This window comes from Rhodococcus sp. OK611, assembly GCF_003050885.1.
GTDB lineage: Bacteria > Actinomycetota > Actinomycetes > Mycobacteriales > Mycobacteriaceae > Rhodococcus_G > Rhodococcus_G oryzae.
In genome coordinates, this window is sequence record NZ_QAOZ01000009.1 from 191,712 (window position 1) to 216,910 (window position 25,199).

At 70.0% G+C, this 25,199-nt stretch carries 21 protein-coding genes; 15 read left to right on the top strand and 6 right to left on the bottom strand.

Annotated features, from left to right (window positions below):
• Positions 1-6: 6 nt before the first annotated feature.
• On the bottom strand, positions 7-969 hold the full coding sequence (locus tag C8K38_RS13390) for a Dyp-type peroxidase (protein ID WP_097211947.1): 963 nt from the start codon (positions 967-969) through the stop codon (positions 7-9).
• A 120-nt stretch (positions 970-1,089) separates the two neighbouring features.
• Here C8K38_RS13390 and C8K38_RS13395 point away from each other — a divergent pair, with 120 nt between their 5' ends.
• From C8K38_RS13395 to purM, 9 genes are all read left to right on the top strand, one after another.
• Positions 1,090-1,440 carry a VOC family protein gene (locus C8K38_RS13395; protein ID WP_097211948.1) on the top strand — a complete coding sequence of 117 codons (351 nt, stop codon included), beginning with the start codon at positions 1,090-1,092 and terminating at the stop codon, positions 1,438-1,440.
• 30 nt (positions 1,441-1,470) lie between these two features.
• Positions 1,471-2,757, top strand: a complete 1,287-nt coding sequence (locus C8K38_RS13400; RefSeq protein ID WP_097211949.1) for a M18 family aminopeptidase — start codon at positions 1,471-1,473, stop codon at positions 2,755-2,757.
• Between the two features lie 134 nt (positions 2,758-2,891).
• Complete coding sequence (locus tag C8K38_RS13405) at positions 2,892-4,214, top strand: DUF4185 domain-containing protein (protein WP_097211950.1); 1,323 nt, start codon at positions 2,892-2,894, stop codon at positions 4,212-4,214.
• A gap of 140 nt (positions 4,215-4,354) precedes the next feature.
• Positions 4,355-6,628, top strand: coding sequence for a phosphoribosylformylglycinamidine synthase subunit PurL (purL, locus tag C8K38_RS13410; protein WP_097211951.1), 2,274 nt, complete (start codon positions 4,355-4,357; stop codon positions 6,626-6,628).
• A gap of 4 nt (positions 6,629-6,632) precedes the next feature.
• Positions 6,633-8,432, top strand: a complete 1,800-nt coding sequence (locus C8K38_RS13415) for an alpha/beta hydrolase (RefSeq protein ID WP_097211952.1) — start codon at positions 6,633-6,635, stop codon at positions 8,430-8,432.
• A 1-nt stretch (position 8,433) separates the two neighbouring features.
• Entirely contained in the window at positions 8,434-9,072 is a 639-nt protein-coding gene (locus C8K38_RS13420; protein WP_097211953.1) for a GNAT family N-acetyltransferase, read from the top strand.
• Positions 9,069-9,455, top strand: coding sequence for a sterol carrier family protein (locus tag C8K38_RS13425; protein ID WP_097211954.1), 387 nt, complete (start codon positions 9,069-9,071; stop codon positions 9,453-9,455). The genes C8K38_RS13420 and C8K38_RS13425 overlap by 4 nt, the downstream gene beginning before the upstream one ends.
• Positions 9,456-9,540: 85 nt before the next feature.
• The gene (purF, locus tag C8K38_RS13430) at positions 9,541-11,139 is read left to right on the top strand and encodes an amidophosphoribosyltransferase (RefSeq protein ID WP_097211955.1); all 1,599 of its coding nucleotides are present in this window, start codon (positions 9,541-9,543) and stop codon (positions 11,137-11,139) included.
• A 77-nt stretch (positions 11,140-11,216) separates the two neighbouring features.
• Positions 11,217-12,302 (top strand): phosphoribosylformylglycinamidine cyclo-ligase, encoded by a 1,086-nt coding sequence (purM, locus tag C8K38_RS13435; protein ID WP_097211956.1) that lies wholly within the window; start codon positions 11,217-11,219, stop codon positions 12,300-12,302.
• Positions 12,303-12,459: 157 nt separating this feature from the next.
• On the opposite strand, the gene C8K38_RS13440 is transcribed toward purM, so the two are convergent.
• The 4 genes from C8K38_RS13440 to ygfZ all read right to left on the bottom strand — a co-directional run bounded on the left by C8K38_RS13440 (position 12,460) and on the right by ygfZ (position 15,550).
• Positions 12,460-12,666, bottom strand: coding sequence for a DUF3073 domain-containing protein (locus C8K38_RS13440; protein ID WP_097211957.1), 207 nt, complete (start codon positions 12,664-12,666; stop codon positions 12,460-12,462).
• A gap of 138 nt (positions 12,667-12,804) precedes the next feature.
• The gene (locus C8K38_RS13445; RefSeq protein WP_097211958.1) at positions 12,805-13,761 is read right to left on the bottom strand and encodes an asparaginase; all 957 of its coding nucleotides are present in this window, start codon (positions 13,759-13,761) and stop codon (positions 12,805-12,807) included.
• Complete coding sequence (locus C8K38_RS13450; protein WP_097211959.1) at positions 13,758-14,426, bottom strand: MOSC domain-containing protein; 669 nt, start codon at positions 14,424-14,426, stop codon at positions 13,758-13,760. Before C8K38_RS13450 ends, C8K38_RS13445 begins: the two co-directional genes overlap by 4 nt.
• The gene (gene ygfZ, locus C8K38_RS13455; RefSeq protein WP_097211960.1) at positions 14,423-15,550 is read right to left on the bottom strand and encodes a CAF17-like 4Fe-4S cluster assembly/insertion protein YgfZ; all 1,128 of its coding nucleotides are present in this window, start codon (positions 15,548-15,550) and stop codon (positions 14,423-14,425) included. Before ygfZ ends, C8K38_RS13450 begins: the two co-directional genes overlap by 4 nt.
• A 55-nt stretch (positions 15,551-15,605) precedes the next feature.
• On the opposite strand from ygfZ, the gene C8K38_RS13460 reads away from it, so the two are divergent.
• The 6 genes from C8K38_RS13460 to C8K38_RS13485 all read left to right on the top strand — a co-directional run bounded on the left by C8K38_RS13460 (position 15,606) and on the right by C8K38_RS13485 (position 23,854).
• Entirely contained in the window at positions 15,606-16,478 is an 873-nt protein-coding gene (locus C8K38_RS13460; RefSeq protein ID WP_097211961.1) for an aminodeoxychorismate lyase, read from the top strand.
• A gap of 169 nt (positions 16,479-16,647) precedes the next feature.
• Positions 16,648-18,141, top strand: a complete 1,494-nt coding sequence (locus tag C8K38_RS13465; protein ID WP_097211962.1) for a cytochrome ubiquinol oxidase subunit I — start codon at positions 16,648-16,650, stop codon at positions 18,139-18,141.
• A gap of 14 nt (positions 18,142-18,155) precedes the next feature.
• Positions 18,156-19,178 carry a cytochrome d ubiquinol oxidase subunit II gene (gene cydB, locus C8K38_RS13470; protein WP_097211963.1) on the top strand — a complete coding sequence of 341 codons (1,023 nt, stop codon included), beginning with the start codon at positions 18,156-18,158 and terminating at the stop codon, positions 19,176-19,178.
• The gene (gene cydD / locus C8K38_RS13475; protein WP_097211964.1) at positions 19,179-20,900 is read left to right on the top strand and encodes a thiol reductant ABC exporter subunit CydD; all 1,722 of its coding nucleotides are present in this window, start codon (positions 19,179-19,181) and stop codon (positions 20,898-20,900) included.
• Positions 20,897-22,597 carry a thiol reductant ABC exporter subunit CydC gene (cydC, locus tag C8K38_RS13480; protein ID WP_097211965.1) on the top strand — a complete coding sequence of 567 codons (1,701 nt, stop codon included), beginning with the start codon at positions 20,897-20,899 and terminating at the stop codon, positions 22,595-22,597. The genes cydD and cydC overlap by 4 nt, the downstream gene beginning before the upstream one ends.
• Before the next feature lie 36 nt (positions 22,598-22,633).
• Positions 22,634-23,854, top strand: a complete 1,221-nt coding sequence (locus C8K38_RS13485; RefSeq protein WP_097211966.1) for a lipase family protein — start codon at positions 22,634-22,636, stop codon at positions 23,852-23,854.
• 298 nt (positions 23,855-24,152) lie between these two features.
• On the opposite strand, the gene C8K38_RS13490 is transcribed toward C8K38_RS13485, so the two are convergent.
• On the bottom strand, positions 24,153-25,193 hold the full coding sequence (locus C8K38_RS13490) for a type IV toxin-antitoxin system AbiEi family antitoxin domain-containing protein (protein WP_097211967.1): 1,041 nt from the start codon (positions 25,191-25,193) through the stop codon (positions 24,153-24,155).
• Positions 25,194-25,199 lie beyond the last annotated feature (6 nt).

Sequence of the window (25,199 nt, forward strand, 5' to 3'; positions counted from 1 at the left end):
GGCCGATCAGTCGGTCGGCGCCCCGGGCAGGGCGTCGAAGAAGTCGGCGCTCGGGGTGAAGAACGCGGATCCGGTGACCGGGACCGAGAAGTCGAGCAGCCGGTCGTAATTGCCGGGCGGATCGCCGAGGAACATGTTCGCGAGCATCCGTTCGGTGATCGCGGGCGTGCGGCAGTAGCCGATGAAGTACGTGCCCATCTCGCCGTCGCCGACGCGGCCGAACGGCATGTTCGCGCGCAGGATCTCCAGCGACTCGCCCTGCTCGTCCTTGATGGCGTTCAGTGCGACGTGTGAGTTCGCCGGCTTGACGTCGGCGCTCATCTCGATGTCCTCGAGCTTGGTGCGCCCGATCACCTTCTCCTGCTCGGGAACCGGCAGCGCCTCCCACGTCGACATGTCGTGCAGGTACTTCTGCACGTGCACGTAGGAGCCGCCCGCGAAGGCCGGGTCCTCGTCGCCAACGGTGACCGCCGCGACGGCGCCTCGCCCAGACGGGTTCTCGGTGCCGTCCACGAAGCCGATCAGGTCGCGGTTCTCGAAGTACTGGAAGCCGTGCACCTCGTCGACCACGGTGGCCGCGCCCGCGAGCCGCTTGGCGATCTGGTGTGCGAGCTCGAAACAGGCGTCGAGGCTCATCGCCCGGATGTGGAAGAGCAGGTCGCCCGGAGTGGACGGGGCCTGGTGCTTCCCGCCGCGCAACGCCGGGAACGGGTGCAACTGCGCGGGTCGCGGCCCGGCGAACAGTCGGTCCCAGGCGTCCGAGCCGATGCTGACGATCAGTTCCAGACCCGAGCCCGGCACCCGCAGCCCGACCGCCCGGCGGAGGCCAGCGGCGTCCGCGAGCAGCGAGCGAGTGAGCGCCTCGCCCCCGGCGTCTACGGTCGCGACGAGGAAGATGGCCGCAGGGGAGAGGGGGCTGGTCACCGTCTGGGACTCGGGAGCCCGTGGCGGGCGAGGCGATTCGGTCATCGTGGGCTCCGGTCTGCGTCGGGTGTGGCTCATCCTGTGCGCCAACGGTAGTCGACCTCGGCGGCGGTCCCCGCGAACGAGTTCGCGCCGAATGTCGGTGCCCGGCGGTAGCGTTCGGGCATGACACTGACACTGGGCATGATCACCTTCGACAGTGCCGAACCGGGTCCGCTCGCCGCGTGGTGGGCCGAGCGGGTCGGTGGCCGGATCGAGCAGGAGAACGACGGCTGGTTCTACATGGTCGAGGTGCCGGGCGCCGCGCACAAGCTGGCCTTCCAGAAGGTGCCGGACCCCACGCCGGGCAAGAACCGGGTGCACCTCGACATGATCGCGGAGGACCTCGACGCGGAGGTGGCCGAGCTGACCGCTGCCGGTGCGCAGGAGTACGAGCGGCACGACATGGACGGCTTCCGGTGGGTCACCCTCACCGACCCGGACGGGAACAGGTTCTGCGTGTCGGGCAGCCACTGACGGGGTCGACCCGGTCACTAGGATCGACTCATGCCGCAGCTCACCGACGCCACCGCAACCGGGCTCTGCTCCTTCGTCGACGCGTCGCCGTCACCGTTCCACGTCTGTGAAACGGTCGCGGGCGAGCTGACCGTCGCGGGCTTCGTGCGGCTGCGGGAGACCCAGGGCTGGCCGTCGGCTCCCGGTCGATACTTCCTGGTGCGCGGCGGCTCGCTGGTCGCATGGAGCACCGAGGCCAGCGGGCGGGAGGCGGCGCCGTTCCGGATCGTCGGCGGCCACACCGACAGCCCGAACCTGCGGGTCAAGCAGCACCCCGACCTCGATTCCGCCGGCTGGCAGCTGGTCGGCCTCGAGCCGTACGGCGGCGCGTGGCTGAACTCCTGGCTGGACCGAGATCTGGGCATCTCCGGCAGGCTGAGCATTCGCGACGGAAACACGCTGCAGGAGAAGTTGATCCGAGTGGACCGGCCGATCCTGCGGGTGCCGCAGCTGGCCATCCACCTGTCTGAGGACCGCAAGGGGGTGCAGCTCGACCCGCAGCGGCACGTGAATGCGATCTGGGGTGTCGGCTCCTCGCCGCGGCGGTTCCTCGGCTTCCTGGCCGAGGAGGCCGGCGTCGATCCGGGCGCGGTGCTCGGCTGGGAACTGATGACCCACGACCTCGCGCCGAGCGCGGTGGTCGGGCTGCACGGCGAGCTGGTCAGCGCGCCGCGCCTGGACAACCAGGGCACCTGCTACGCGGGCAGCCGGGCGCTGCTCGCCGCGGTGGAGAACCCGGCCGAGGCGATTCCGGTGCTGGCACTGTTCGACCACGAGGAGGTCGGCAGCATGTCCGACCGTGGTGCCTTCTCCGACCTGCTGAACTCGGTGCTCGAGCGGATCGTGCTGGCGCGCGGCGGCGGCCGGGAGGACTTCCTGCGCGCGATGGCCGGCTCGGTGTGCGCGTCCGGGGACATGGCGCACGCCACCCACCCGAACTACCCGGACCGGCACGAGCCCGCGCACCGGATCGAGATCAACGGCGGTCCGGTGCTCAAGGTCAACCAGAACCTGCGCTACGCCACCGATGCGGCAGGGGCGGGCGCCTTCGCCCTCGCCTGCGATCAGGCGGGCGTGCCGCTGCAGCGCTATGTGCACCGCGCGGACCTGCCGTGTGGTTCCACCATCGGACCGATCACCGCGTCGCGGACCGGGCTGTCCACCGTCGACGTGGGAGCTGCACAGCTCGCGATGCACTCGGCGCGGGAGCTGATGGGCGCGGCCGACGTGACCGCGTACGCCGAGTCGCTGGCGGCCTTCCTGACGCCCGCGGAGTAGGACCGGTCGACGAAGGTGTTTGTTGACGTTTAGTAACAATTGCCCCAGCAGGCACCTCAGTGACAATTTTCTCGTGGTTGGCTGGGCCGCGCACATTTTCGCGCGCCCTGCCCAGCTCCGAGAGGAACATCTTCGTGCACGCACTGAGTCGGTCGTGGTCGTCCGCCCTGTCTGCGACGGTGGTCGCGGTTGCCCTTGCGGCGTCGGCGGTTTCGCCGGCCGCGGCGGCCGAGGGCGGCCCCTGCGGTCAGGGCGGATCGGGCAGTTCGAGCGGCGGGAGCAGCGGTAGCAGTACCGGATCGCTTGCCGGGGCGCTGCCGTGGCTCACCGGCCCGCCGGACGGCGGCGTCCCGCAGTTGACCGGCAAGACCAAGGCGATCGAGATGGTCACGGGTCCGGGCAGCCCGAACAACACCATCTCGCGCTTCAACGTCTCGGGCACCGACCTGGGCATCATGTGGGACAACGGAAACGCGCTCGGCCGCCACGACGTGATGATGGCGTTCGGTGACACCGTCGGCGACTGCGAGGCCGACGGCGACGACTGGCGGAGCAACGTCCTGTTCCGCAGTTCCGACACTGTGCTGTCCGACGGCATGCGGATCGACAGCTCGCCGCTGGCCGGCCCGAACAATTCCAAGGAGATCATCCCCGGCTTCGCCATCCCCGGCGAGTACACGACCATTCCCACCGCGGGCATCGCGGTGAACGGGGTGCAGTACGTCCGGTTCATGTCGGTGCGGTCCTGGGACACCCCCGGCAACTGGACCACCAACTACTCGGCCATCGCGTACTCGACCGACAACGGGGAGAACTGGACCGCGGACCCGGCGACCGTCCGCGCCAACACCGAGGGCATCGGTATCCCGGGCATCCCCGCGGTGAACCCGGCCAATTCGAAGTTCCAGCAGAGCGCCTTCGTCGACGGTAAGGACGGCTTCGTCTACGAGTACGGCACCGAGTCCGGCCGGCAGGGCACCGCGCTGCTCGCCCGCGTCCCCGCCGCTCAGATCCGCGACCTGAACGCCTACACGTACTGGAACGGCAGCGCCTGGGTCGCCGACCTCGCGCAGGCGACACCGGTGATCGGCTCGCCGGTCAGCGAGCTCGCGGTGCAGTGGAACGACTACCTGAACAAGTGGGTGGCGATGTACACCGACGAGACCAACTCGCTCGTGATCCGGCAGGCCGACCGGCTCGAGGGCCCGTGGAGCGGCAAGCAGACCATTCTCAGCGGGGTGCTGGTGCCCGCGCTCTACGGCGGCTTCATGCATCCGTGGGCCACAGGCCAGCACCTGGAGTTCGTGGCCACCACCTGGGACCGCTACAACGTCATCTACATGCGCACCGACCTGAACGGTCTGCAGATGAGGGCCACGGATCAGGCCGACCGTCCCGACCCGGCGACCACAGGAGACGCGCGGCTGCTGCGGGTGGAGTACCCCGACGAGCAGTGACGGCGCGGGTGGCCGCTACCAGTGCGGGGGCACGCTGTCCTGGCGGTTAGACTTTGCCCAGGCAGCGTGGCGCCAGCCGCGGCCGATTTGACTCCTCCAGGGAAGGGACCCGACTCCCCGTGTCTTCAGAGACGAGCACCGTGCAGGTCGACACCGTCACCAAGGCCGCAGCGACCCCGGATGTCGCCCAGCCCTTCAAGGAACTGGGACTCAAGGAAGACGAGTACACCCGGATCAAGGAGATCCTCGGTCGGCGCCCGACCGATGCCGAGCTCGCGATGTACTCGGTGATGTGGAGCGAGCACTGCTCCTACAAGTCCTCCAAGGTGCACCTGAAGTACTTCGGCGAGACCACCACCGACGAGATGCGCTCCTCGATGCTCGCGGGCATCGGTGAGAACGCGGGCGTCGTCGACATCGGCGACGGCTGGGCGGTCACCTTCAAGGTGGAGTCGCACAACCACCCCTCCTACATCGAGCCCTACCAGGGCGCGGCGACCGGCGTCGGCGGCATCGTCCGCGACATCATGGCGATGGGCGCCCGCCCGATCGCGGTCATGGATCAGCTCCGCTTCGGCGCGGCGGACGCGCCCGACACCCGCCGGGTCGTCGACGGCGTCGTGCGCGGCGTCGGCGGCTACGGCAACTCCCTCGGCCTGCCGAACGTCGGCGGCGAGACCGTCTTCGACGCCTCCTACGCGGGCAACCCCCTGGTGAACGCGCTGTGCGCGGGCGCGATGCGGGTCGAGGACCTGCACCTGGCGTTCGCCTCCGGCGCGGGCAACAAGATCATCCTGTTCGGCGCGCGCACCGGCCTCGACGGCATCGGCGGCGTGTCCGTGCTCGCCTCGGAGACCTTCGACGAGTCGTCCGGCGGTCGCCCCAAGAAGCTGCCCGCCGTGCAGGTCGGCGACCCGTTCACCGAGAAGGTGCTCATCGAGTGCTGTCTCGACCTGTACAAGGCGAAGCTGGTCGTCGGCATCCAGGACCTCGGCGGCGCCGGGCTGTCCTGTGCCACCTCCGAGCTCGCGGCCGCGGGCGACGGCGGCATGCACATCGACCTGGACAAGGTGCCGACCCGCGCGACCGGCATGACCGCGGCGGAGATCCTCTCCAGCGAGTCGCAGGAGCGGATGTGCGCCGTGGTCACCCCCGAGAACGTGGACGCGTTCATGGAGGTCTGCCGCAAGTGGGACGTGCTCGCCACCGTCATCGGTGAGGTCACCGACGGAGACCGGCTCACCATCGACTGGCACGGCGAGAACGTGGTGGACGTGCCGCCGCGCACCGTCGCGCACGAGGGCCCGGTCTACGAGCGTCCCGTGCAGCGTCCCGCCACCCAGGACGCGCTCGTCGCGGACACCACCACCTCCCTCGCGCGTCCGACCACGCCGGAGGAGCTGAAGACGACGCTGCTGAACATGGTGGCCTCGCCTCAGCTGTGCAGCCGCAAGTGGATCACCGAGCAGTACGACCGCTACGTGCGCGGCAACACCGTGCTCGCCGAGCAGGCCGACGCGGGCGTCATCCGGATCGACGAGAAGACCGGCCGCGGTATCGCGCTGGCCACCGACGCCTCCGGCCGCTACACCGCATTGGACCCGTACGCCGGTGCCCAGCTCGCGCTGGCCGAGGCGTTCCGGAACGTCGCGGTCACCGGTGCGACCCCGAAGGCCGTCAGCAACTGCCTCAACTTCGGATCGCCGGAGGACCCGGGCGTGATGTGGCAGTTCCAGCAGGCCGTGCGCGGCCTCGCCGACGGCTGCGCCACCCTCGGCATCCCGGTCACCGGCGGCAACGTCAGCTTCTACAACCAGACCGGCTCGACGGCCATCCTGCCGACCCCGGTGGTCGCCGTCCTCGGTGTGATCGACGACGTGCACCGCCGCATCCCCACCGGACTCGGCCTGGAGCCGGGCGAGACCCTGATCCTGCTGGGGGAGACTCGCGATGAGCTTGATGGCTCGATCTGGGCCCAGGTCGAGCACGATCACCTCGGTGGCGTGCCGCCGAAGGTCGACCTGGCGCGCGAGCAGCTGCTCGCCGACATCCTGCTGGCCGGCTCGCGGGACGGGCTGGTCAGCGCTGCGCACGACCTGTCCGAGGGCGGCCTGGCCCAGGCGGTCGTCGAGGCCGCGCTGGCAGGCGAGACCGGCTGCCGGATCCTGCTCCCCGAGGGCGCGGACCCGTTCGTCACGCTGTTCTCCGAGTCGGCAGGCCGAGTCCTTGTCGCGGTGCCGCGCACCGAGGAGACCCGGTTCACCGGCATGTGCACCGCTCGCGGCCTGCCGTGGGTGCGCATCGGTGTCGTCGACGAGGGCTCGGACTCGATCGAGGTCCAGGGCCAGTTCTCGGTGAGCATGGCCGAGCTGCGCGAACTGTCGGAGGCGACGCTCCCCGAACTCTTCGGCTGAGTCCTTGACCGGGGGAGAGGTCGGGACCAAGCAGGCCGGGGGAGCGGCCGGTGCGAAGCACGAGCCGTCCAACTGGGTCGAGGTCCTCGCCTCTCCCGAGGAGCTTCGGGAACGGCACCCCTTCGTGGGCTGGGCGTGGGGCCTGCTGCGGCTGGACTACACGGGCATCGCGTTCGCGGCGCTGTTCTTCTGCTGGTCGCTGACGCCGTCACTGCTGCCCCGGGACTGGCTCTACCAGGGCCTGATCGGTGGCATCACCGCGGCCATCGGCTACGGCGTCGGGACCGCGGTCGGGTGGGCGGTCAACCGGCTCCTGCTGGCGCGGCTGCCCTGGTGGCCGCCGCCCGCGAAGGTCCAGCTGGCGCTCAAGATCGCGGTGCCGACCCTGTCGCTGCTGGTGTCGATCGGCATGCTCATCGCCTCGGCGGCCTGGCAGCGTGAGCTGGCCGCGCTGACCGACGCCGAGGGCACCACCACCACCGGCTACCTTCGCACGCTGCTGCTCAGCATGCTGGTGGCGGCGCTGCTGATCTCGTTGTGGCGGGTGCTCCGGGACCTGGTGAGGTTGGTCGCCCGCTACCTGAACCGGTGGCTGAAGGTGCCGCGTTCCGCCGCCGCACCGATCGGCGTGGTGCTGGTCGCGTTCCTCAGCTACACCATGGTGACGGACGTGCTGTTCGACGCCGCCTACGCGGCGATCAACTCCGCGTTCAGCCTGCAGAACAACACCACCCGCGAGGGCGTCGAGCAGCCGACCGCCCTCGAGCGGTCCGGCAGTCCCGACTCGTACGCGAGCTGGGAGTCGCTCGGCTTCGAGGGCCGGAACTTCGTCTCGCGGGGCATGCACGCCGACGAACTCACAGCGGTGAACGGGAAGCAGGCGCTCGAACCGATCCGTGTGTACGCGGGGCTGGAGACGGCGGCGGACACCGACGCCCGACTGGACGTCGTGATCGCCGAGCTCGAGCGCACCGGAGCCTTCCACCGCAGTGTCCTGGTGGTCATCCCGACCACCGGCACCGGCTGGGTCAACCCGACCGCGGCCGAGGCGATCGAGCTGGTGCACAACGGCGACAGCGCCCTCGTTGCCAACCAGTACTCGTACCTGCCCAGCTGGATCTCGTTTCTTGCGGACCGGAACAAGGCCGCCGAGGCGGGGCGGGCGCTGATCGGCCGCGTGCACGAGCGCTGGCTGCGCGAGCCCGCGGAGACCAGGCCCAAACTGCTGATCTACGGGGAGAGCCTCGGAACGCAGGCAGGCGAGGCGGCGTTCGACGGGCTCGCCGACATCCGGGAGACCGTCGACGGGGTGCTGTGGGTGGGTCCGCCGAACTCGAACACCCTGTGGAGCCAGCTCGAAGCACGGCGGGACCCGGGCACTCGGCAGGTCGAACCGATGTACTCCGACGGGCTGGTGGTGCGTTTCGCCAATGACGCGGCCTCGATCGGGAGTCCGGCGTCCCCGTGGATGAAGCCCCGGGTGCTCTACATCCAGCATCCGTCGGACCCGGTGGTGTGGTGGAGCCCGGACCTGATCTTCAACCGCCCGGACTGGCTGTCGGAGGCGCCGGGCGACGACCGCCTGCCGGACATGCGCTGGTTCCCGTTCGTCACGTTCTGGCAGGTCGCGGCCGACCTCGCCAACGCGGCGGGGGTGCCCGACGGCCACGGCCACAACTACGGCACCACCGTGCTCGACGGTTGGGTCGCGGTGGCCGCGCCCGACGGCTGGACCGCCGACGACACCGAACGCGTCCGCGCGGCGATCGACGCGAGGGCAGGCACGCAGGGACCGGAGAAGTGACGTGGACAGCGGGGGGAACGTGACGGACCACTGGAGCAAGCCGCCGACATTGCGCGGTGAGTTCGTGCTGCTGCGCCCGACGACGCCTGCCGACGTCGACGGGTTGGCGAGGGCGCACGACGATCCCGAGACGTTGCGCTTCTTTCCGTATGGGATCGAGTCGGAGCCGCCGTCCGTGGCATCGGTCGACCACGCGCTACGGTCCGGGCGGCAGACACTCACGCAGGTGGACGCCGCGACCGGTGAGATAGTCGGTACCACCTCGATCTACAACATGAGCGAGCTGCACGGTCGGGTGACGGTGGGCTACACATGGCTCGCCTCCCGTGTGCGGGGCACGGCGTTCAATGCGGAGTCGAAACTACTTGTGCTGGAACATGTTTTCGGCACTCTCGGGGCGCGCCGGGTGGAACTGAACGTCGACGACCAGAACGTGCGCTCGCGCGCCGCCGTCACCGCGATCGGCGCAACGGAGGAGGGTGCGCTCCGTCGGCATGCCCGCAGGCGCGATGGCACGGTACGGACCACGATCGTCTACTCGGTGACGGACGAAGAATGGACTCGGGTGCGGGACGGTCTGCTCGCCCGCATCTCGCGCCGATCAGCGAACCGGCCCGCCGCCGACGGGTTGGCGCGGTGACCGCACGCAAGAAGATCGACCCCGCCGACCTGAGGGCGGCGCTGCTCGAGGTCCGCGACTGGCTGGCCGACGCGGAGGCTCCTGCGCCCAGCCGGGCCCAGCTGGCGGCCGCCGTCCGGCTCAGCGCCAGGACCCTCGAGAACACCGCACCGGGGTCCTCGGTGGAGGTGCGGGTGCCGCCGTTCGTCGCGGTGCAGTGCGTCGCGGGACCGCGGCACACCAGGGGCACCCCGCCGAACGTGGTGGAGACCGATCCGCGGAGCTGGCTGCTGCTGGTGACCGGGGGACTGACGTTCGACGACGCCTCGGCGACGGGCGCGCTCACGGCGTCGGGCACCAGGGCCCGCGAGATCGAGCACTGGCTGCCGCTGCTCCGCTTCTGAGACCGGGAGGCCTGTGGTCAGTACACCCGCCGTTAACCCGTAGAATGACCTTGCCCCCCATCCCACCCCCTAGGGAGCAACCCCGGTGACTCCAGCCGAATTGTCGGTCAACAGCCCGAATCTTCTCGCACCCGCAGACCTGTCGGATCAGGACGAGCAGCCGCCCCGCGAGGAGTGTGGCGTCTTCGGCGTCTGGGCTCCCGGTGAGGATGTGGCGAAGCTCACCTATTACGGCCTCTACGCGCTGCAGCACCGTGGTCAGGAGGCGGCGGGTATCGCCGTCGCCGACGGCTCGCAGGTGCTGGTCTTCAAGGACCTCGGCCTGGTCAGCCAGGTGTTCGACGAGCAGACTCTCGGCGCGATGCCGGGGCACGTCGCCGTCGGGCACTGTCGGTACTCGACCACCGGGTCCACCACCTGGGAGAACGCCCAGCCCATCTTCCGGACCACCGCGGCAGGCACGGGCATCGCGCTCGGCCACAACGGCAACCTGGTGAACACGGCGGAGCTGGCGACCAGGGCGCGCGAGGCCGGGCTCATCAACCCCAAGCAGCCGGGCCGAGGCACCTCCGACTCCGACCTCGTCGGCGCGCTGCTCGCGCACGCGGCGGCCGACCGCACCATCGAGCAGGCCGCGATGGAGCTGCTACCCACCCTGCGTGGCGCGTTCTGCCTGACCTTCATGGACGAGCACACCCTGTATGCGGCACGCGATCCGCACGGCGTCCGCCCCCTCTGCCTCGGCCGCCTCGACCGCGGCTGGGTCGTCGCCAGCGAGACCGCCGCGCTCGACATCGTCGGCGCGTCGTTCGTCCGCGACATCGAGCCGGGCGAGATGCTGGCGATCGACGCCGACGGCGTCCGCTCCTCGCGTTTCGCGAACCCGACGCCCAAGGGTTGCGTGTTCGAGTACGTCTACCTGGCCCGCCCGGACAGCGTCATCTCCGGCCGTTCGGTGCATGCCACCCGCGTCGAGATCGGTCGCAGGCTCGCCAAGGAACACCCGATCGAGGGCGACCTGGTCATCCCCGTTCCCGAGTCCGGCACCCCGGCCGCGGTCGGCTACGCGCAGGGTTCCGGGATTCCGTACGGCCAGGGCCTGATGAAGAACGCCTACGTCGGCCGCACCTTCATCCAGCCGTCGCAGACCATCCGGCAGCTCGGCATCCGGCTCAAGCTCAACCCGCTCAAAGAGGTCATCCGCGGCAAGCGCCTGATCGTGGTGGACGACTCCATCGTCCGTGGCAACACCCAGCGCGCGCTGATCCGGATGCTCCGCGAGGCGGGCGCGTTGGAGATCCACGTGCGGATCGCCTCCCCGCCGGTCAAGTGGCCCTGCTTCTACGGCATCGACTTCGCCTCACCCGCGGAGCTGATCGCCAACGGCGCGGGGGCCAGCGAGGCCGGCGGCGTGACCAGCCACAGCATGGACGAGATGCTCGAGGGCGTCCGCCGCTCGATCGGCGCCGACACCCTCGGCTACGTCTCGATCGAGGGCATGATCGCCGCCACCGAGCAGCCCGCGTCCCGACTCTGCTCGGCGTGCTTCGACGGTAATTACCCGATTGCGCTGCCGACCGAGACCTCGATGGGTAAGAACGTGCTCGAGGGAATGCTGGAGAGCACCGCGGGCGTCGCGGCGAAGCAGGACAACGACAACGCGAGCGCGTTGAGTCGACCGTAGGCGCTCAGCGCCCACACGTAGATCACCATGCGGTGCCCCAAGGCGCCGCCGAGAAGATGGCTGGAGCAGCGAATCCGATGACCGACGACAACGACCGCCCCACCGGCGCCTCCTATGCGGCGGCGGGGGTGGACATCGAGGCCGGAGACCGGGCCGTCGAGCTGTTCGCCCCGCTGGCCAAGAAGGCGAGCCGCCCCGAGGTGATCGGCGGCCTCGGCGGATTCGCCGGGCTGTTCGCGCTCAAGGGCGGGTACAAGGAGCCGCTGCTCGCGGCCTCCACCGACGGCGTCGGCACCAAGATCGCCGTCGCGCAGGCCATGGACAAGCACGACACCCTCGGCCTCGACCTGGTCGCGATGGTCGTCGACGACCTCGTGGTGTGCGGCGCCGAGCCGCTGTTCCTGCAGGACTACATCGCCGTCGGCCGGGTCGTGCCGGAGCGGGTCGCCGAGCTGGTCAAGGGCATCGCCGACGGCTGCATCATCGCCGGCTGCGCGCTGCTCGGCGGCGAGACCGCGGAGCACCCCGGACTGATGGCGGACGGCGACTACGACCTCTCCGCCACCGGCGTCGGCGTCGTCGAGGCGGATGCCGTGCTCGGCCCGCAGCGGGTGCGCCCTGGCGACGTGGTGATCGGCATGGGCTCGTCGGGCCTGCACTCCAACGGCTACTCGCTGGCCCGCAAGGTGCTGCTCGAGATCGACCGCATGTCGCTCGGGGGCCACGTCGAGGAGTTCGGCCGGACCCTCGGTGAGGAGCTGCTCGAGCCGACCAAGATCTACGCCAAGGACTGCCTGGCCCTGATCGCCGAGACCGACGTGCGAACGTTCTGCCACGTCACCGGCGGCGGCCTGGCGAACAACCTCGCCCGGGTGATGCCGAAGGGGCTCGTCGCCGAGCTCGACCGTGGCACCTGGAGTCCGGCGCCGGTGTTCGCGATGATCGCGCAGCGCGGCCGGGTGGAGCGGGCCGAGATGGAGCAGACCTTCAACATGGGCGTCGGCATGGTCGCCATCGTGGCGCCCGAGGACGTCGACCGTGCGCTGGCGGTGCTGACCGCCCGCCACATCGACTGCTGGACGCTCGGCACCGTCGCCAAGGCATCGGACAAGCAGGAAGGATCCGACCTCGTTCGCATGGTCGGAGACCACCCGCGCTTCTGATCCCACAGCACAGAGACGAACGGACCGTCGACCCCCTTCGTGGGAGGTCAACGGTCCGTTCGTTTATGTGTTCAGCAGATCGAGATTGCGCGCCGACCGTACATGCCGAAATGCGGGGGAGCCGGTGGGCTTCCCCGCATTCCTGTCCTTCGCCGTGTCAGCGGCGCCAGTCGTCGCTTTCGTCGTCGTCCCAGCGCGACGCAGTGTCGTCGGAACGCTGGTCGGCGAGGACCCCGTTCCGGTGGGAGCTGGACGAACCTCCGGACAGTTCCTTTTGCAGGCTGTCGAAGTTCGTGGACGGCGAGCTGTACTTGAGCTCGCGTGCAACCTTGGTCTGCTTTGCCTTAGCCCGGCCGCGGCCCATGGCCAACCCCCTCGCGCTTCCGCGGGGCGGCCTGGGAATTTTTGGCGGCCCCGTTTGAGTGTGTATTTCTTCCTGAGACACACTCTAGCCTGAGAACTCGGCGTGCGCTCCCACCCCAGGCCGCGTTGGGTGTCTGATTTATCTCAGAACGCCGGGAATCGCCCGAATTGTGCCCACCCGAACACCCCCACCCAGTACCGGTGGCGAGGCGAGTTCCGCCAGATCCTCGGTCCAGGCGACCCCGAGTCGGTGCAGCAGCGCGGCCGTGAGCGGCAGGCGGGCGCGTTCGCCGCCGTCGTCGATCTTGAGCGCGAAGGAGGTGCCGTCGGGCAGCGCACCCGCGTGCACGCCGTCGGCGCCCACCTTGCAGAGCAGGCCCGGTACGGCGCTCATCAGCAGGAAGTCGTCGTGACCGGTGCCGGACACCAGCCACGGTTGCTCGCGGACGGCATCGGCCACCGCTCGTTCCTCGCTGTCGGCGGCCGCGGTGGCGAGCGTGGCGAATCCGCGCGCGAGGGCGGAGAGCGAGAGCGGCACGATCGGCAGGCCACAGCTGTCGATGCCCAGCTCGTAATCCGTCTCACCGGCCAGTTCGGCGATGGTGTCCATCACCGCCAGCTGGATGGGGTGTGTGGGCTCCAGGTAGCTCTCCAGCGGCCAGTCGCGCGCCACGCAGGCCGAGAGCATGGCCGCGTGCTTGCCGGAGCAGTTCATGAAGATCCGGCGCGGCAGCGCCCCGGAGGCGAGGACGCGGGCGCGGGCGGTCTCGTTCGACGGCAATTCGGGAGGGCACCGCAGTTGGTGCTCGGCGAGCCCGCTGCGGGTGAGCAGCCGGTGCACCACAGCGACGTGCTCGGGTTCACCCTCGTGCGAGCCGGCGGCGATCGCCAGTTCGCGGTTGTCGGAGGGGGCGAATCCACTGCGCAACAGGGCCACGGCCTGCATGAGCTTGTTCGACGAACGGGGATAGATCGGGGTGTGTACCTCGCCGAGGGCCAGGATGACCTCGCCGTCCGGGTCGAGCACGACCACCGAACCGCGGTGCACGCACTCGCGGAAACCGGAGCGATCCACTTCGACCAGTTCGACGCTCAATACTCCACCTGCACCTTCCGTCCGGCGATCCGTCGGCGTGCCTTGTCTGCGACAGTAGGCGACAGGTCTGGCTGCTGCTCGAGCAACGCGACCAGATTTTCCGGGTCCCGCCCGGTGAACAGGTCGCGCACGGTCACCCCGTGGGCCGGCACGTGCACGCGGTGGATCGCATCGCCAGCGGTCACCAGGCCGCCGCGCACCACCCGCAGGTAGGCGCCGGTGTCGGCGCGGTCGGCGAAACGCTTGACCCAGCGAGGTTCCCCGGCCCACACACCGAAGGTGCCGCACGGGGTCCGCGGGCCGGTCACTTCCAACTCGGCGGCGAGATCGCCGTCACCCAGGCGCCAGCGTTCGCCGATCACCGCGTCGCTCGCGGCGATCCCGCTGATCCGGAGGTTCTCGCCGAACCAGCCGGCGGGCAGCTGCCGTCCCAGCTCCGACTCCCACCGCTGCGCCTCGTCCTGCTGGTACGCGTACACCGCCTTGAACGTGCCGCCGTGGAACTCGGTGTCGCAGATGTGGTCCCCGTCCATGCCCGCGGGGCCGATCCGTACCGGCCCGTCGACGGGCCGCTTGTCGATCGCGGTGCGCGGCACCCGCTTGGTGCCGCTGTCGCGCTCGGCGTGCACCACGCAGACGGCGTCGACGCGCCCCGCGCCGCTCACCGGCCGCGCAGCCGGTCGACGGCGGCCCGGCCCGCCTGCACAGCGTCGTAGCTGGGCACGGAGTCGGCATCGATCGAGGCGGCCACCGAGCCGGCGAGCAGCGCGGTGTCCACCGGAACGGTCCGCTTGACCAGGGCCAGTGCGATGGGGCCGAGCTCGTGGTGGTCGACGACGGTGCCCAGGTGCCCGACGGTCCTGCCGTCCGCGGTGACCGCGTCGCCTGGCTCCGGGCGGGTGTCCGCGGACCCGTCGAGATGCAGCAGCACCAGGTGGCGCGGGGGCTTGCCGAGGTTGTGCACCCGGGCCACGGTCTCCTGGCCGCGGTAGCACCCCTTGTCCAGGTGCACGGCCCCGTGCTCGGCGATGCCGCCGATCCAGCGGGCCTCGTGCGGGATGGTGCGCTCGTCGGTGTCCACGCCGATCCGGGGGCGCACAGCGGCCACCCGCAGCGCCTCGAACGCCCAACTGCCCGCGGGCGCGGCGCCCGCGGCGGTCAGCGTCTCCCACCAGCGGGCGAGCTGGTCGCGGGGCACGATCAGATCGAAGGCGTGTTCGCCGGGCCACGGCATCGAGCGCAGGAAGCCGCCCCCGGGCAGCGCGACCGCGCCGTAGACCGGCGGAAGTGAGGCGATGCCGAGAGCGGCAAGGATTTTCGGCCGGCGTACGTCGGGCCCGAGCAGGCTCAGGACGGCCATCTCGGGCGCGGCGGCGGGCTCGGCCTTCGCCCAGAACACCATCTTCTGGAGGAATGCCAGCAGGCCGGGGCCGTGGGTGCGCTCGGTGTCGATCCAGGTGGTTCCGTCCAGATCGGTCAGCACGAAGTGCTCCTCGACCCGGCCCTGCAGGTCGAGGCTCAGGTTCTCCGCGGAACCGCCGTCGGGCAGCTGCGCGATGTGCTGGCTGGAGATGGTGTGCAGCCAGGTGAGGCGCTCGTCGCCGCCGATGGAGAGCACGAAACGGTTCGAGCGGTCCACGATGGCGGCGGCGTTCTCGGCGCTGCGCTGCTCGCGCAGCGGGTCGCCGTAGTGCCAGGCGACCCCGGCGTCGAGGGAATCGTCGGGACCGGCGACGGCACCGGGATAGGACAGCAGCGGACTGGGGGCGACGCTCGGCGACTCGGACACAGCTCCATAGTAGGAGCGTCCGGCCGCGGCCGGACGGTCGTCCTAGGCTGTTGGCATGGCTCCTCGCGTACTGGTGACCCTCGACGGCAAGGTGCACGACCCCGACGTCCCGCTGCTCTACGCGGACGACCTGGCGGCCGTGCGTGGTGACGGAGTGTTCGAGACCGTGCTGGTCCGGGGCGGTTCCCCGTGCACCATCGAGCTGCATCTCGAACGGCTGAACAACTCCGCGGCGGCGATAGACCTGCCGGAACAAGACCTGGACCGCTGGCGCGCGGCCGTGAAGACCGCCCTCGCGGAGTGGGACGGCGACGGCGAGGGGTTGATGCGGCTGGTGCTCAGCCGTGGCCGCGAGATCGGCGGGGGGCCGACCGGTTATCTCACACTCGGCCCCATCGACGATCGCGTCGCGGCCGTCCGGCGCGACGGGATCGCGGTGGTCACCCTGCCCCGCGGGTTCTCGGTGGACCTGGCGGCGCTCGCGCCGTGGCAGTTGCTGGGCGCGAAGACGCTGTCCTACGCGACCAACATGGCGGCGCTGAGGCATGCGAACTCGCTTGGCGCCGACGACGTGATCTTCACCAGCAGCGAGGGTCTCGTGCTCGAGGGCCCCCGCTCCACGGTCGTCATCGCTCGCGGCCGCACGCTGATCACCCCGCCGATCGAGCAGGGGATCCTGCCGGGAACCACTCAGCGGGCGCTTTTCGAGATCGCGGGCGAGCACGAGTTCCGCACCGAGGTGGCGCCGCTGCGGCCCGCGGATCTCATTCTGGCGGACGGTGTCTGGCTGCTCTCGAGTGTGACTCTCGCCGCACGGGTGCGGGCCTTGAACGGTCGGGTGACGACGGTGCCGGAGATCGCCGAGGAGCTGTCGGCGCTGGTCGACCTGTCGGCGGAGACGGTTGGGGCGATGCCGGACGCCGTCTGAGTGCGGTCCGGGACGAGCACGGGCGACTTGACTCCGCTACTACTGTCGGTAGTAGATAAAGGCCTGCGGCAAAAGGTCGCAGGACGTACCTTTTGAAGCGGGACTGAGGCGTCAGCCCACGACTCGGCCCCGGTCACGCCTGTTCAACGGGCACTGCATGGGAGAAGCCATGGACGCACTGGACGTATCTCGGTGGCAATTCGGAATCACGACCGTCTACCACTTCATTCTCGTCCCGCTCACGATCGGGCTCGCCCCGCTCATCGCGATCATGCAGACGATGTGGGTGATCACCAAAAAGGATCACTGGTATCGGCTCACCAAGTTCTTCGGCAAGTTCTTCCTCATCAACTTCGCACTCGGCGTCGCCACCGGCATCGTGCAGGAGTTCCAGTTCGGCATGAACTGGAGCGAGTACTCACGCTTCGTCGGTGACGTGTTCGGGGCGCCGCTGGCGCTGGAGGGCCTGGTCGCCTTCTTCCTCGAATCCACCTTCCTCGGCCTGTGGATCTTCGGCTGGGGACGGCTGCCGAAACTCGTTCACCTGGCGACGATCTGGTTGGTCGCGATCGGTGTCAACGCCTCCGCGTTCTTCATCATCGCCGCGAACTCGTTCATGCAGCACCCGGTGGGTGCTCGGTACAACGCGGAGCGCGGTCGCGCCGAGCTGACGAGCATCTGGGAACTGCTCACCAACAACACGGCCTTGGCGGCGTTCCCCCACGTGGTGGCGGGCGCGCTCCTCACCGCGGGCACGTTCGTCGCCGGTATCGGCGGCTGGTCGATGGTGCGCAGCATGCGCAGGGCAAAGGAGGCCACCGATCCGGCGGTCTCGGGTGAACACGAGAACACCGCCCGGACGATGTTCCGCCCGGTCACCATCCTCGCCCTGTGGGTGATGGTGGCCTCGGGTGTCGGCCTCGCGATCACCGGCGACATCCAGGCCAAGCTGATGTTCGAACAGCAGCCGATGAAGATGGCATCCGCGGAATCGTTGTGCCACACCGAGACCGGCGCCGATTTCTCCATCCTGACGGTCGGAACGCAGAACAACTGCGAGAACATCACCCAGCTCATCAGCATCCCCGGGCTCACCTCGTTCCTGGCGAACGGCGACCCCAACTCCACCCTCCAGGGCGTCACCGAACTCCAGGCCCAGTACGAGGAGCAGTTCGGACCGGGCAACTACAAGCCCAACCTGTTCGTCACCTACTGGACCTTCCGCGCGATGATCGGCTGGGCGGCCGGCTCGGCCATCCTCGCGGTGGTCGGGCTGTGGATGACCCGCGGCGGCCGGGTCCCGGACAAAAAGTGGTTCGGGTGGCTGTCCCTCCTGGCCATCCCCACGCCGTTCCTCGGCAACAGCGCCGGATGGGTGTTCACCGAGATGGGCCGCCAGCCCTGGGTGGTGCACCCGAATCCGACCGGGGTGGACCAGATCCGGCTGACCGTGGATCAGGGCGTGTCGGACCATCCGACCGGTCTCGTGGTCTTCTCGCTGATCGTCTTCACCCTCCTCTATGCCGCGCTCGGCGTGGTGTGGTTCATGCTGATCCGCCGCTATGCGATCGCAGGCCCGTCCGACCACGACAAGCATCCGCCAGGTGACGAAGAAGAGCCCGAGGAACCGGGCGAGCCCAAACAACTGTCGTTCGCGTACTGAGGCGGGAGAAGACCATGGGACTTCAGGAATTCTGGTTCATCCTCATCGCGGTGCTCTTCGTCGGCTACTTCGTCCTCGAGGGCTTCGACTTCGGTGTCGGCATGCTGTTCCCGGTGCTCGGCCGCACAGACACCCGCCGACGGGTCATGCTCAACACCATCGGCCCGGTCTGGGACGGCAACGAGGTCTGGCTGATCACCGCGGGCGGTGCGTTGTTCGCGGCCTTCCCGGACTGGTACGCGACCCTGTTCTCGGGGTTCTACCTACCGCTGCTGTTGATTCTGGTCGCGCTGATCCTGCGCATCTGCGCGATCGAGTGGCGCGGCAAGATCGACGATCCGACCTGGCGAGCTCGCTGCGACATCGGCATCATGATCGGCTCGTGGGTGCCCGCCGTCCTCTGGGGCGTCGCGTTCGCGAACATCGTGCGCGGCGTGGCCATCGACGAGAACAAGAAGGTCGTCTCCGGCTTCTTCGACCTGCTCAACCCGTACGCGCTGCTCGGCGGCGCGACGACGGCCATCGTGTTCGCGCTGCACGGCGCGGTGTTCCTCGCACTCAAGACCTCCGGTGAGGTTCGCGAGGACGCGGTGAAACTCGCTGCGCGACTGTCGATCCCGACGGTCGTGGTGGCCGGGGCGTTCGTGCTGTGGACGCAGCTGTCCTTCGGCAAGGGCTGGACATGGATCCTCGTCGCGGTGGCGGCCGCCGCCCTGGTCGGGGTGGTCGCGCTGACCGCCGCGGCACGGGAGGGCTGGGCCTTCGTGCTCACCACGGTCGCGGTCGTCGCCACGGTGGCGCTGCTCTTCGGCTCGCTCTACCCGAACCTGATGCCGTCCACCATCGACGAGGCATACAACCTGACGATCTACAACGCGTCGTCGAGCCCGTACACACTCAAGGTGATGACCTGGGCTGCGGTGTTCATGACGCCGGTGGTCATCGGTTACCAGGCCTGGACGTACTGGGTGTTCCGCCAGCGGATTTCGACCAAGCAGATCCCGCCGTCGATCGGTCTGCCCCTGAAGACGCGTTAGATGTCGCTCGACGCACCGGCCGCGCCCGCGGAGCACGCCCGCAGGCGCGGTCCGGTGGACCCCCGGCTCTGGCACTACTCGAGATCGGCCCGCGGCTACCTGCTGCTCACGGTGGCGCTGTCCCTGGTCACCGCGGGCACGGTCATCGTGTCGGCGCTGATGATCGGCACCGTGCTGGCCGGGGTGATCACCGACCCGGCCGCGCGGACGCCCGCCGCGTGGGGGACCGAGCTGGCGGTGCTGGCCGCCGCGGTCGCGGTGCGGACGGCGTCCACCTGGGCGCACTCCCGATACGCGCACCGTTCGGCGTCGAGGGTGATCGGGGAGCTCCGCGGCGAGGTGCTCGAGGCCGCCGCCGAACTGCCCCCGCGGAAGCTGGACCCGCGGCGCGGTGAGCTCGCCACCGTCCTCACCCGCGGGATCGAGGGCCTGCGCGCGTATCTCACCGGCTACCTGCCCGCCCTGATGCTGGCGGTCACCGTCACGCCGCTCACCCTGCTGGTGATCCTGTTCGCCGATCGGACCTCCGCGGTGATCATCGCGCTCACGTTGCCGCTGGTGCCGGTCTTCATGATCCTGATCGGGCTGCTGACCAAGGGCAAGGCGGCCGCCTCGCTGACCACGATGACCGCGTTGTCCGCGCAGCTGCTCGACCTGTTGGCGGGCCTGCCCACGCTGCGGGCGCTCGGTCGCGAACGGGGCCCGGCGGCACGGGTCCGGGCCCTCGGGGACGCGCACCGGCACACCACCATGTCGGCGCTGCGGATCGCGTTCCTGTCCGCGATGGTGCTCGAGCTGTTGGCCACGCTCTGCGTCGCGCTCGTCGCGGTGAGCATCGGCCTGCGACTCGTGTTCGGCGGCATGGAACTACGCGGAGGCGTGATCGCGCTGATCCTCGCCGCCGAGGTGTACCTGCCGTTGCGGATGGTCGGCGCGCAGTTCCACGCCGCCGAGGACGGGATGGCGGCCGCCGAGAAGGCCTTCGGGGTGCTGGACGACAGGGAACCGGTCGTCGCGGGGGACGGCGACCGCGCCGTGCCCCTCGGCCCGATCGTGCTGCGCGCGGTGGGGGTGCGGGCCCGCGGACAGTGGGCCCCGCGCGGCCTGGACGCGGTCCTGGAACCGGGCCGGGTCACCGTGCTCACCGGCGCCAACGGATCCGGCAAGTCCACCGTGTTGCACCTGATCCTCGGTCTCGCCGACCCCGACGAGGGGGAGGTGTCGGTCGGTGGGGTGCCCGTGCGCGCACTCGACGCCGAGCAGTGGTGGCGCGAGGTGGCGTGGCTGCCCCAACACCCGGTGCTGATCCCCGGCACCCTGCGCGAGAACCTGGAACTCACCGGTCCGGTGGCGAGCGATGCCGACGCCGTGGACAGGGCCTGCGCGGCAACGGGATTCGATTCGGTGCTGGCCGATCTCCCGGACGGCTGGCGGACGCGGGTGGGGGTTGGTGGCCTCGGCCTCTCGCTAGGGCAGCGGCAGCGGCTGGCGCTGACCCGCGTGCTGCTCTCCGATGCCACGGTGGTGCTTCTCGACGAGCCGACCGCGCACCTCGATCCCGCCACCGAGGCGACGGTGCTCCGGTCGGTGTGCGGTCTCGCCGCCCGCGGCCGCACCGTGGTGATGGTCGGGCACCGGGACACGGTGCTCCGGGCCGGCGACGAGGTGGTGCTCGTCGAGGCCGCCGACGGTGCGGACCTGGACTCGGAGGTGCCGGCATGAGCCGCGATCCGCTCCTGCGTGCCCTCCGACTGCTGGAACTGCGGCCGGGCCGGGTCCTGTCCGCGGTCGCGGCCGGGGTCGCCACCCTCGGCAGCGCGCTCGCCCTTGCCGCGTTGTCAGCCTGGCTGATCACCAGGGCCTGGCAGATGCCGCCGGTGCTGGATCTCTCGGTCGCGGTGGTCTCGGTTCGCGCCCTTGGCATCTCGCGGGGTGTGTTCCGCTACCTGGAACGGCTCGCCACCCACGACGCCGCGCTGCGCGGCACCACCGCGGCCCGCGAACGGATCTACCGCCGGCTCTCCACCGGAGACCCCGCCGCCCCTGCCGGACTGCGCCGTGGGGACCTGCTCGCGCGCACCGGGGCGGACGTCGACGCGCTCGGCGACGTGGTGGTCCGGGCGCTTATCCCGATGGCCGTCGCCGCGATTCTGGCCGTCGCGGCGACCGTCGGGCTCGCGCTGATCTCGCCCGCCGCGGCGCTGGTGCTGGCCGCCGCGCTCGTGGTCTCGGGGGTGCTCGCGCCGGTGCTGTCCGCACGGGCCGCGCGGATGGCGGAGGCGGACGGCGCCGTCGCGTCGGCGCGCTTCAGTGAGACCGCGGTGCTGGCCCTCGATCACGCCGCCGAACTCCGCGTCGCGGGCAGGCTCGGCGAGACGGTCCGGGCGGCCAACGACTGGGAGGCCCGCGCGATCCGCGCCACCGACCGGTCCGCGGTCCCGTCCGCCTTCGCCGCGGCCGCGACGCCGCTCGCGATCGGGGCGAGCGTGCTGGGGTCGCTGCTGATCGGTATCTCGCTGTACGGCCCCGACGGCGGGGCCCCCGGCGAGATGACCCCGATGGCGTTGGCGATCCTGGTGTTGGTGCCGCTCGCCGCGTTCGAGGGCACGGCCGCGTTGCCCGCGGCGGCGGTCGCGCTGACCAGGGCGAGGCTTGCGTCGGTGCGCATCGTGGACCTGCTCGACCGGTCGGGGGATCCGGTGCCGACCGGGGGTGTGCCGGTGGAGGGGCCGGTGCACCTGCGCACCGAGAACCTGCGCTGCGGGTGGCCGGGCGGCGCTGTGACCGAGCCGCTGGACCTGCACCTGGCACCGGGCGCCCGGGTCGTGATCGTCGGACCAAGCGGCGCGGGCAAGACCACCCTGCTGATGACGCTGGCGGGGCTGCTCGCCCCCGTTGCCGGGGCGCTGACGGTGAACGGGACGCCGGCCGGATCGGTGGACGCAGACTCGCTGCGTCGCACGGTGGGGTTCTTCGCCGAGGACGCCCACCTGTTCGACACCTCGTTGCTGGAGAACCTGCGCGTTGCGGACGGGGAGCTGGACGAGGAGGGCGCGCGGGCGCTGCTCGAGAAGGTCGGGCTGGGGGACTGGGTGTCGGGGCTCCCGGACGGCGTGCACACCTCGCTGGCATCGGGCGGCCGGTCGGTGTCCGGTGGCCAGCGTCGACGTCTGCTGCTGGCCCGGGCCATCGCCTCGCCCGCGCGGCTGCTGCTGCTGGACGAGCCGACCGAGCACCTCGACGCGGAGGCGGGCGCGGCGCTGCTGCGGGGCCTGCTCGATCGCGACGGCACGCTGGTGGCGCCGGGCCGGACGGTCGTGTTGGTGACCCATCAACTGCCCACGGGTACCGCTACCGACCAGGTGCTGGCGGTGCGGCGCAACGAAACGCACGTGTCGGGCCGACGTTCCCTGGCATAGTGGCCACGCGACCGTGTCGATGATCAGGGGGGATCTATGGGATTGTCTGCTCGCGGACTTGTCGGTGGTGTGGTCTTAGCGCTCGCATCCGGACTGGTTGCGGCGTTGGTGGGGGGCGGGACGGCAGGGGCGATCCCGGTCTACCCTGTGGCCGATCCGGATCCCTTCTTCAGCGCACCCCCGGACCTCGCGGAGCGCGCCCCTGGTGACGTGCTCAAGGTCCGGCAGATGCCGCCCAACCTGTACTTTCCCGGGAGCCAGGTCTGGGAGGTGCTCTTCCGCACGAAGGACTCTGAGGGGCTTCCGATGGCGGCGAACACCACCTACCTGCTGCCACCGAACCACGTCCCGGACGGTCCGCTGGTGTCATACCAGCACATCATCAACGCGCTCGGGAACAAGTGCAAGATCGCGACCGAGCTCTACACGACCGACCCCTTCACCCAGATCCGGGAGGCACCCGGCCTGAACATCGCGCTCGCGCGTGGCTGGGCGGTCGCCCTTCCCGATCACCTCGGGCCGAGGATGGCCTACGGTGCCGCGAAGCTCGGCGGCCAGATCACCCTCGACGGTCTGAAGGCAGTGCGGAAGATCCCCGAGTTCCAGGCGGCGAACAGCCCGATCGGTCTCGCCGGCTACTCCGGGGGCGGGATGGCCACCGGCTGGGCTGCCGCCCTGGCACCCACATACGCGCCCGAGCTGAACATCGTCGGCGCGGCCCAGGGCGGCGTCCCGATGAACATAGGAAAGATGGCCCAGGCGCTCGGTGCGAACCCGCACCCGGCGTTCGGCCTCGCGATGGCGGCCGCGCTGGGGCTCGAACGCGAGTACCCAGACCGGGTCGATGTCTCGGGCCAGCTCAACGACCAGGGCCGGTGGCTGCAGCAGATGATCCAGAACGGCTGCACCAACGAGATCATGTTCTGGGGCATCGGGCGCAGCGCGATGCAGGTGACGGACAACAAGGACTTCATGAACAATCCCTCCGCCTGGGTGGTGATGGACGAGAACAGTCTCGAGCTCTACCCAGGGGTCCCGGACTTCCCGATCTTCGAATGGCACAGCCCCACTGATGCTTTGATTCCGGTCGACTCCATCGACAACACCCTGCGGCGCTACTGCGCGGCAGGCACGCCGGTGGAGACGCTCCTGACCCCCACCCCGGACCACCTCTCCGCCGCGGCCCTGGGTCTGCCGCAGGCACTCGATTGGATCGACGGCCGGTTCCGCGGTGTGCCTGCCCCGTCCACGTGCTGACCTGCGCACGGACGGAGAATAATCCGTTGCGCACCCCCGGGGCCGGGCGTACCTTCGTCCGTACACGAGGAAGGAGGTGGTCTGAAGTTGAAGAACTACAGGACGCGTGAGGTGGCTGTCAGCTAGCCGCTACCGCTGACGGTGGGGTTCCATCAACCGCGCACTGCGGCTGGCGAATCCCAGGCAGCTACCCGGCCCCCGAGTCCCCGGTCGAGTCCCGACCGGGATCCGTGCGACAAACGTCCGCGCACGGGTACGGCTCGGGGGTCGTTCTGCGCTCCGCGCCCGTGCGCGCGTCTCACCCCGATTGGGGTATAAAGCGCGCACAGTTCGGGCAGGGATTTGCACCCCGCCACCCGCCGCGCTCGAGGAGAGCGCGTACCTCGGCCGCCACCAGACACGGCTCCTCGTTCACCTCCTCCCATCCGAAGACCAGTTGGTCCCGGCCGGCCAGGGAGGCCGCGTTCGAACGGCGACGATCGCGTCGGCGCACCTTCCGCGACGAATGCCACCTGTGTCCGTCCAGACGCACGACGAGAACCGCCGCCGACCCGGTGTACGTGACGTCCTCGTAGAGCGTCACGCCGTCGACCGTCACCGGGCCCTGCCGCACTGCGTCCGGGAGTCCGTGCGCTCGTTCGACATCGACTGCGTAGTGGAATTCGAGTACCGACTGGATCCCGTTCGCAAGCATCGAGCATGCGTCGGCGATGGCCCGGTTGTACCGTCGCGGTTTGCGGTCGACGATCCGTGATTGGAGCCGGGACAGTCGGATTCCGCCGTTGGTGACGCTCGCGACCACCGATCCGTGGGCGAGTCGGGCAGTCGGCTGATCGACGGCGAGGTCGATCGCGGTGTCCGGCGGCGAGGTCCGTGGCGGTTCCGTTTCGACACCGATGCGGGAGAAGGCGCGGGAGCGATGCACGATCACCCCGGGATGCAGCAACTCGCCGATCGACGGGACGGGTTCGTGGGCGCGCGGTGGCCTGCGGATTGCCGTCGCGTACTGGTTCACGGCGGACGAGCCGTACGGCACCGTGATGTGTACCGGTCCGCCGCGCGCCAGTGGTAGCAGTCCCCACTCCTCCGCCGCGGTGTCGTGGCTGAGCATCGCGACGCCGCCATAGAGCAGCGCCGCGCGTAGGAGCATGGGGCGGCTCAAGGGTCCCGTCGTGACGGCGTAGACGCCGTGCAGCGGACGCTGCCACTGGCCGGATTCGAGAAGGTACTGGACATGCTTACGCGTGTAGCCCGACCGGTGTGCTTGTGCGGCCGATAGGAGGCCGTCCTGCGACCCGAGCAGCTGCTCCAGTGATTCGAGATCTGTGGCGTTGGACATAGGCCG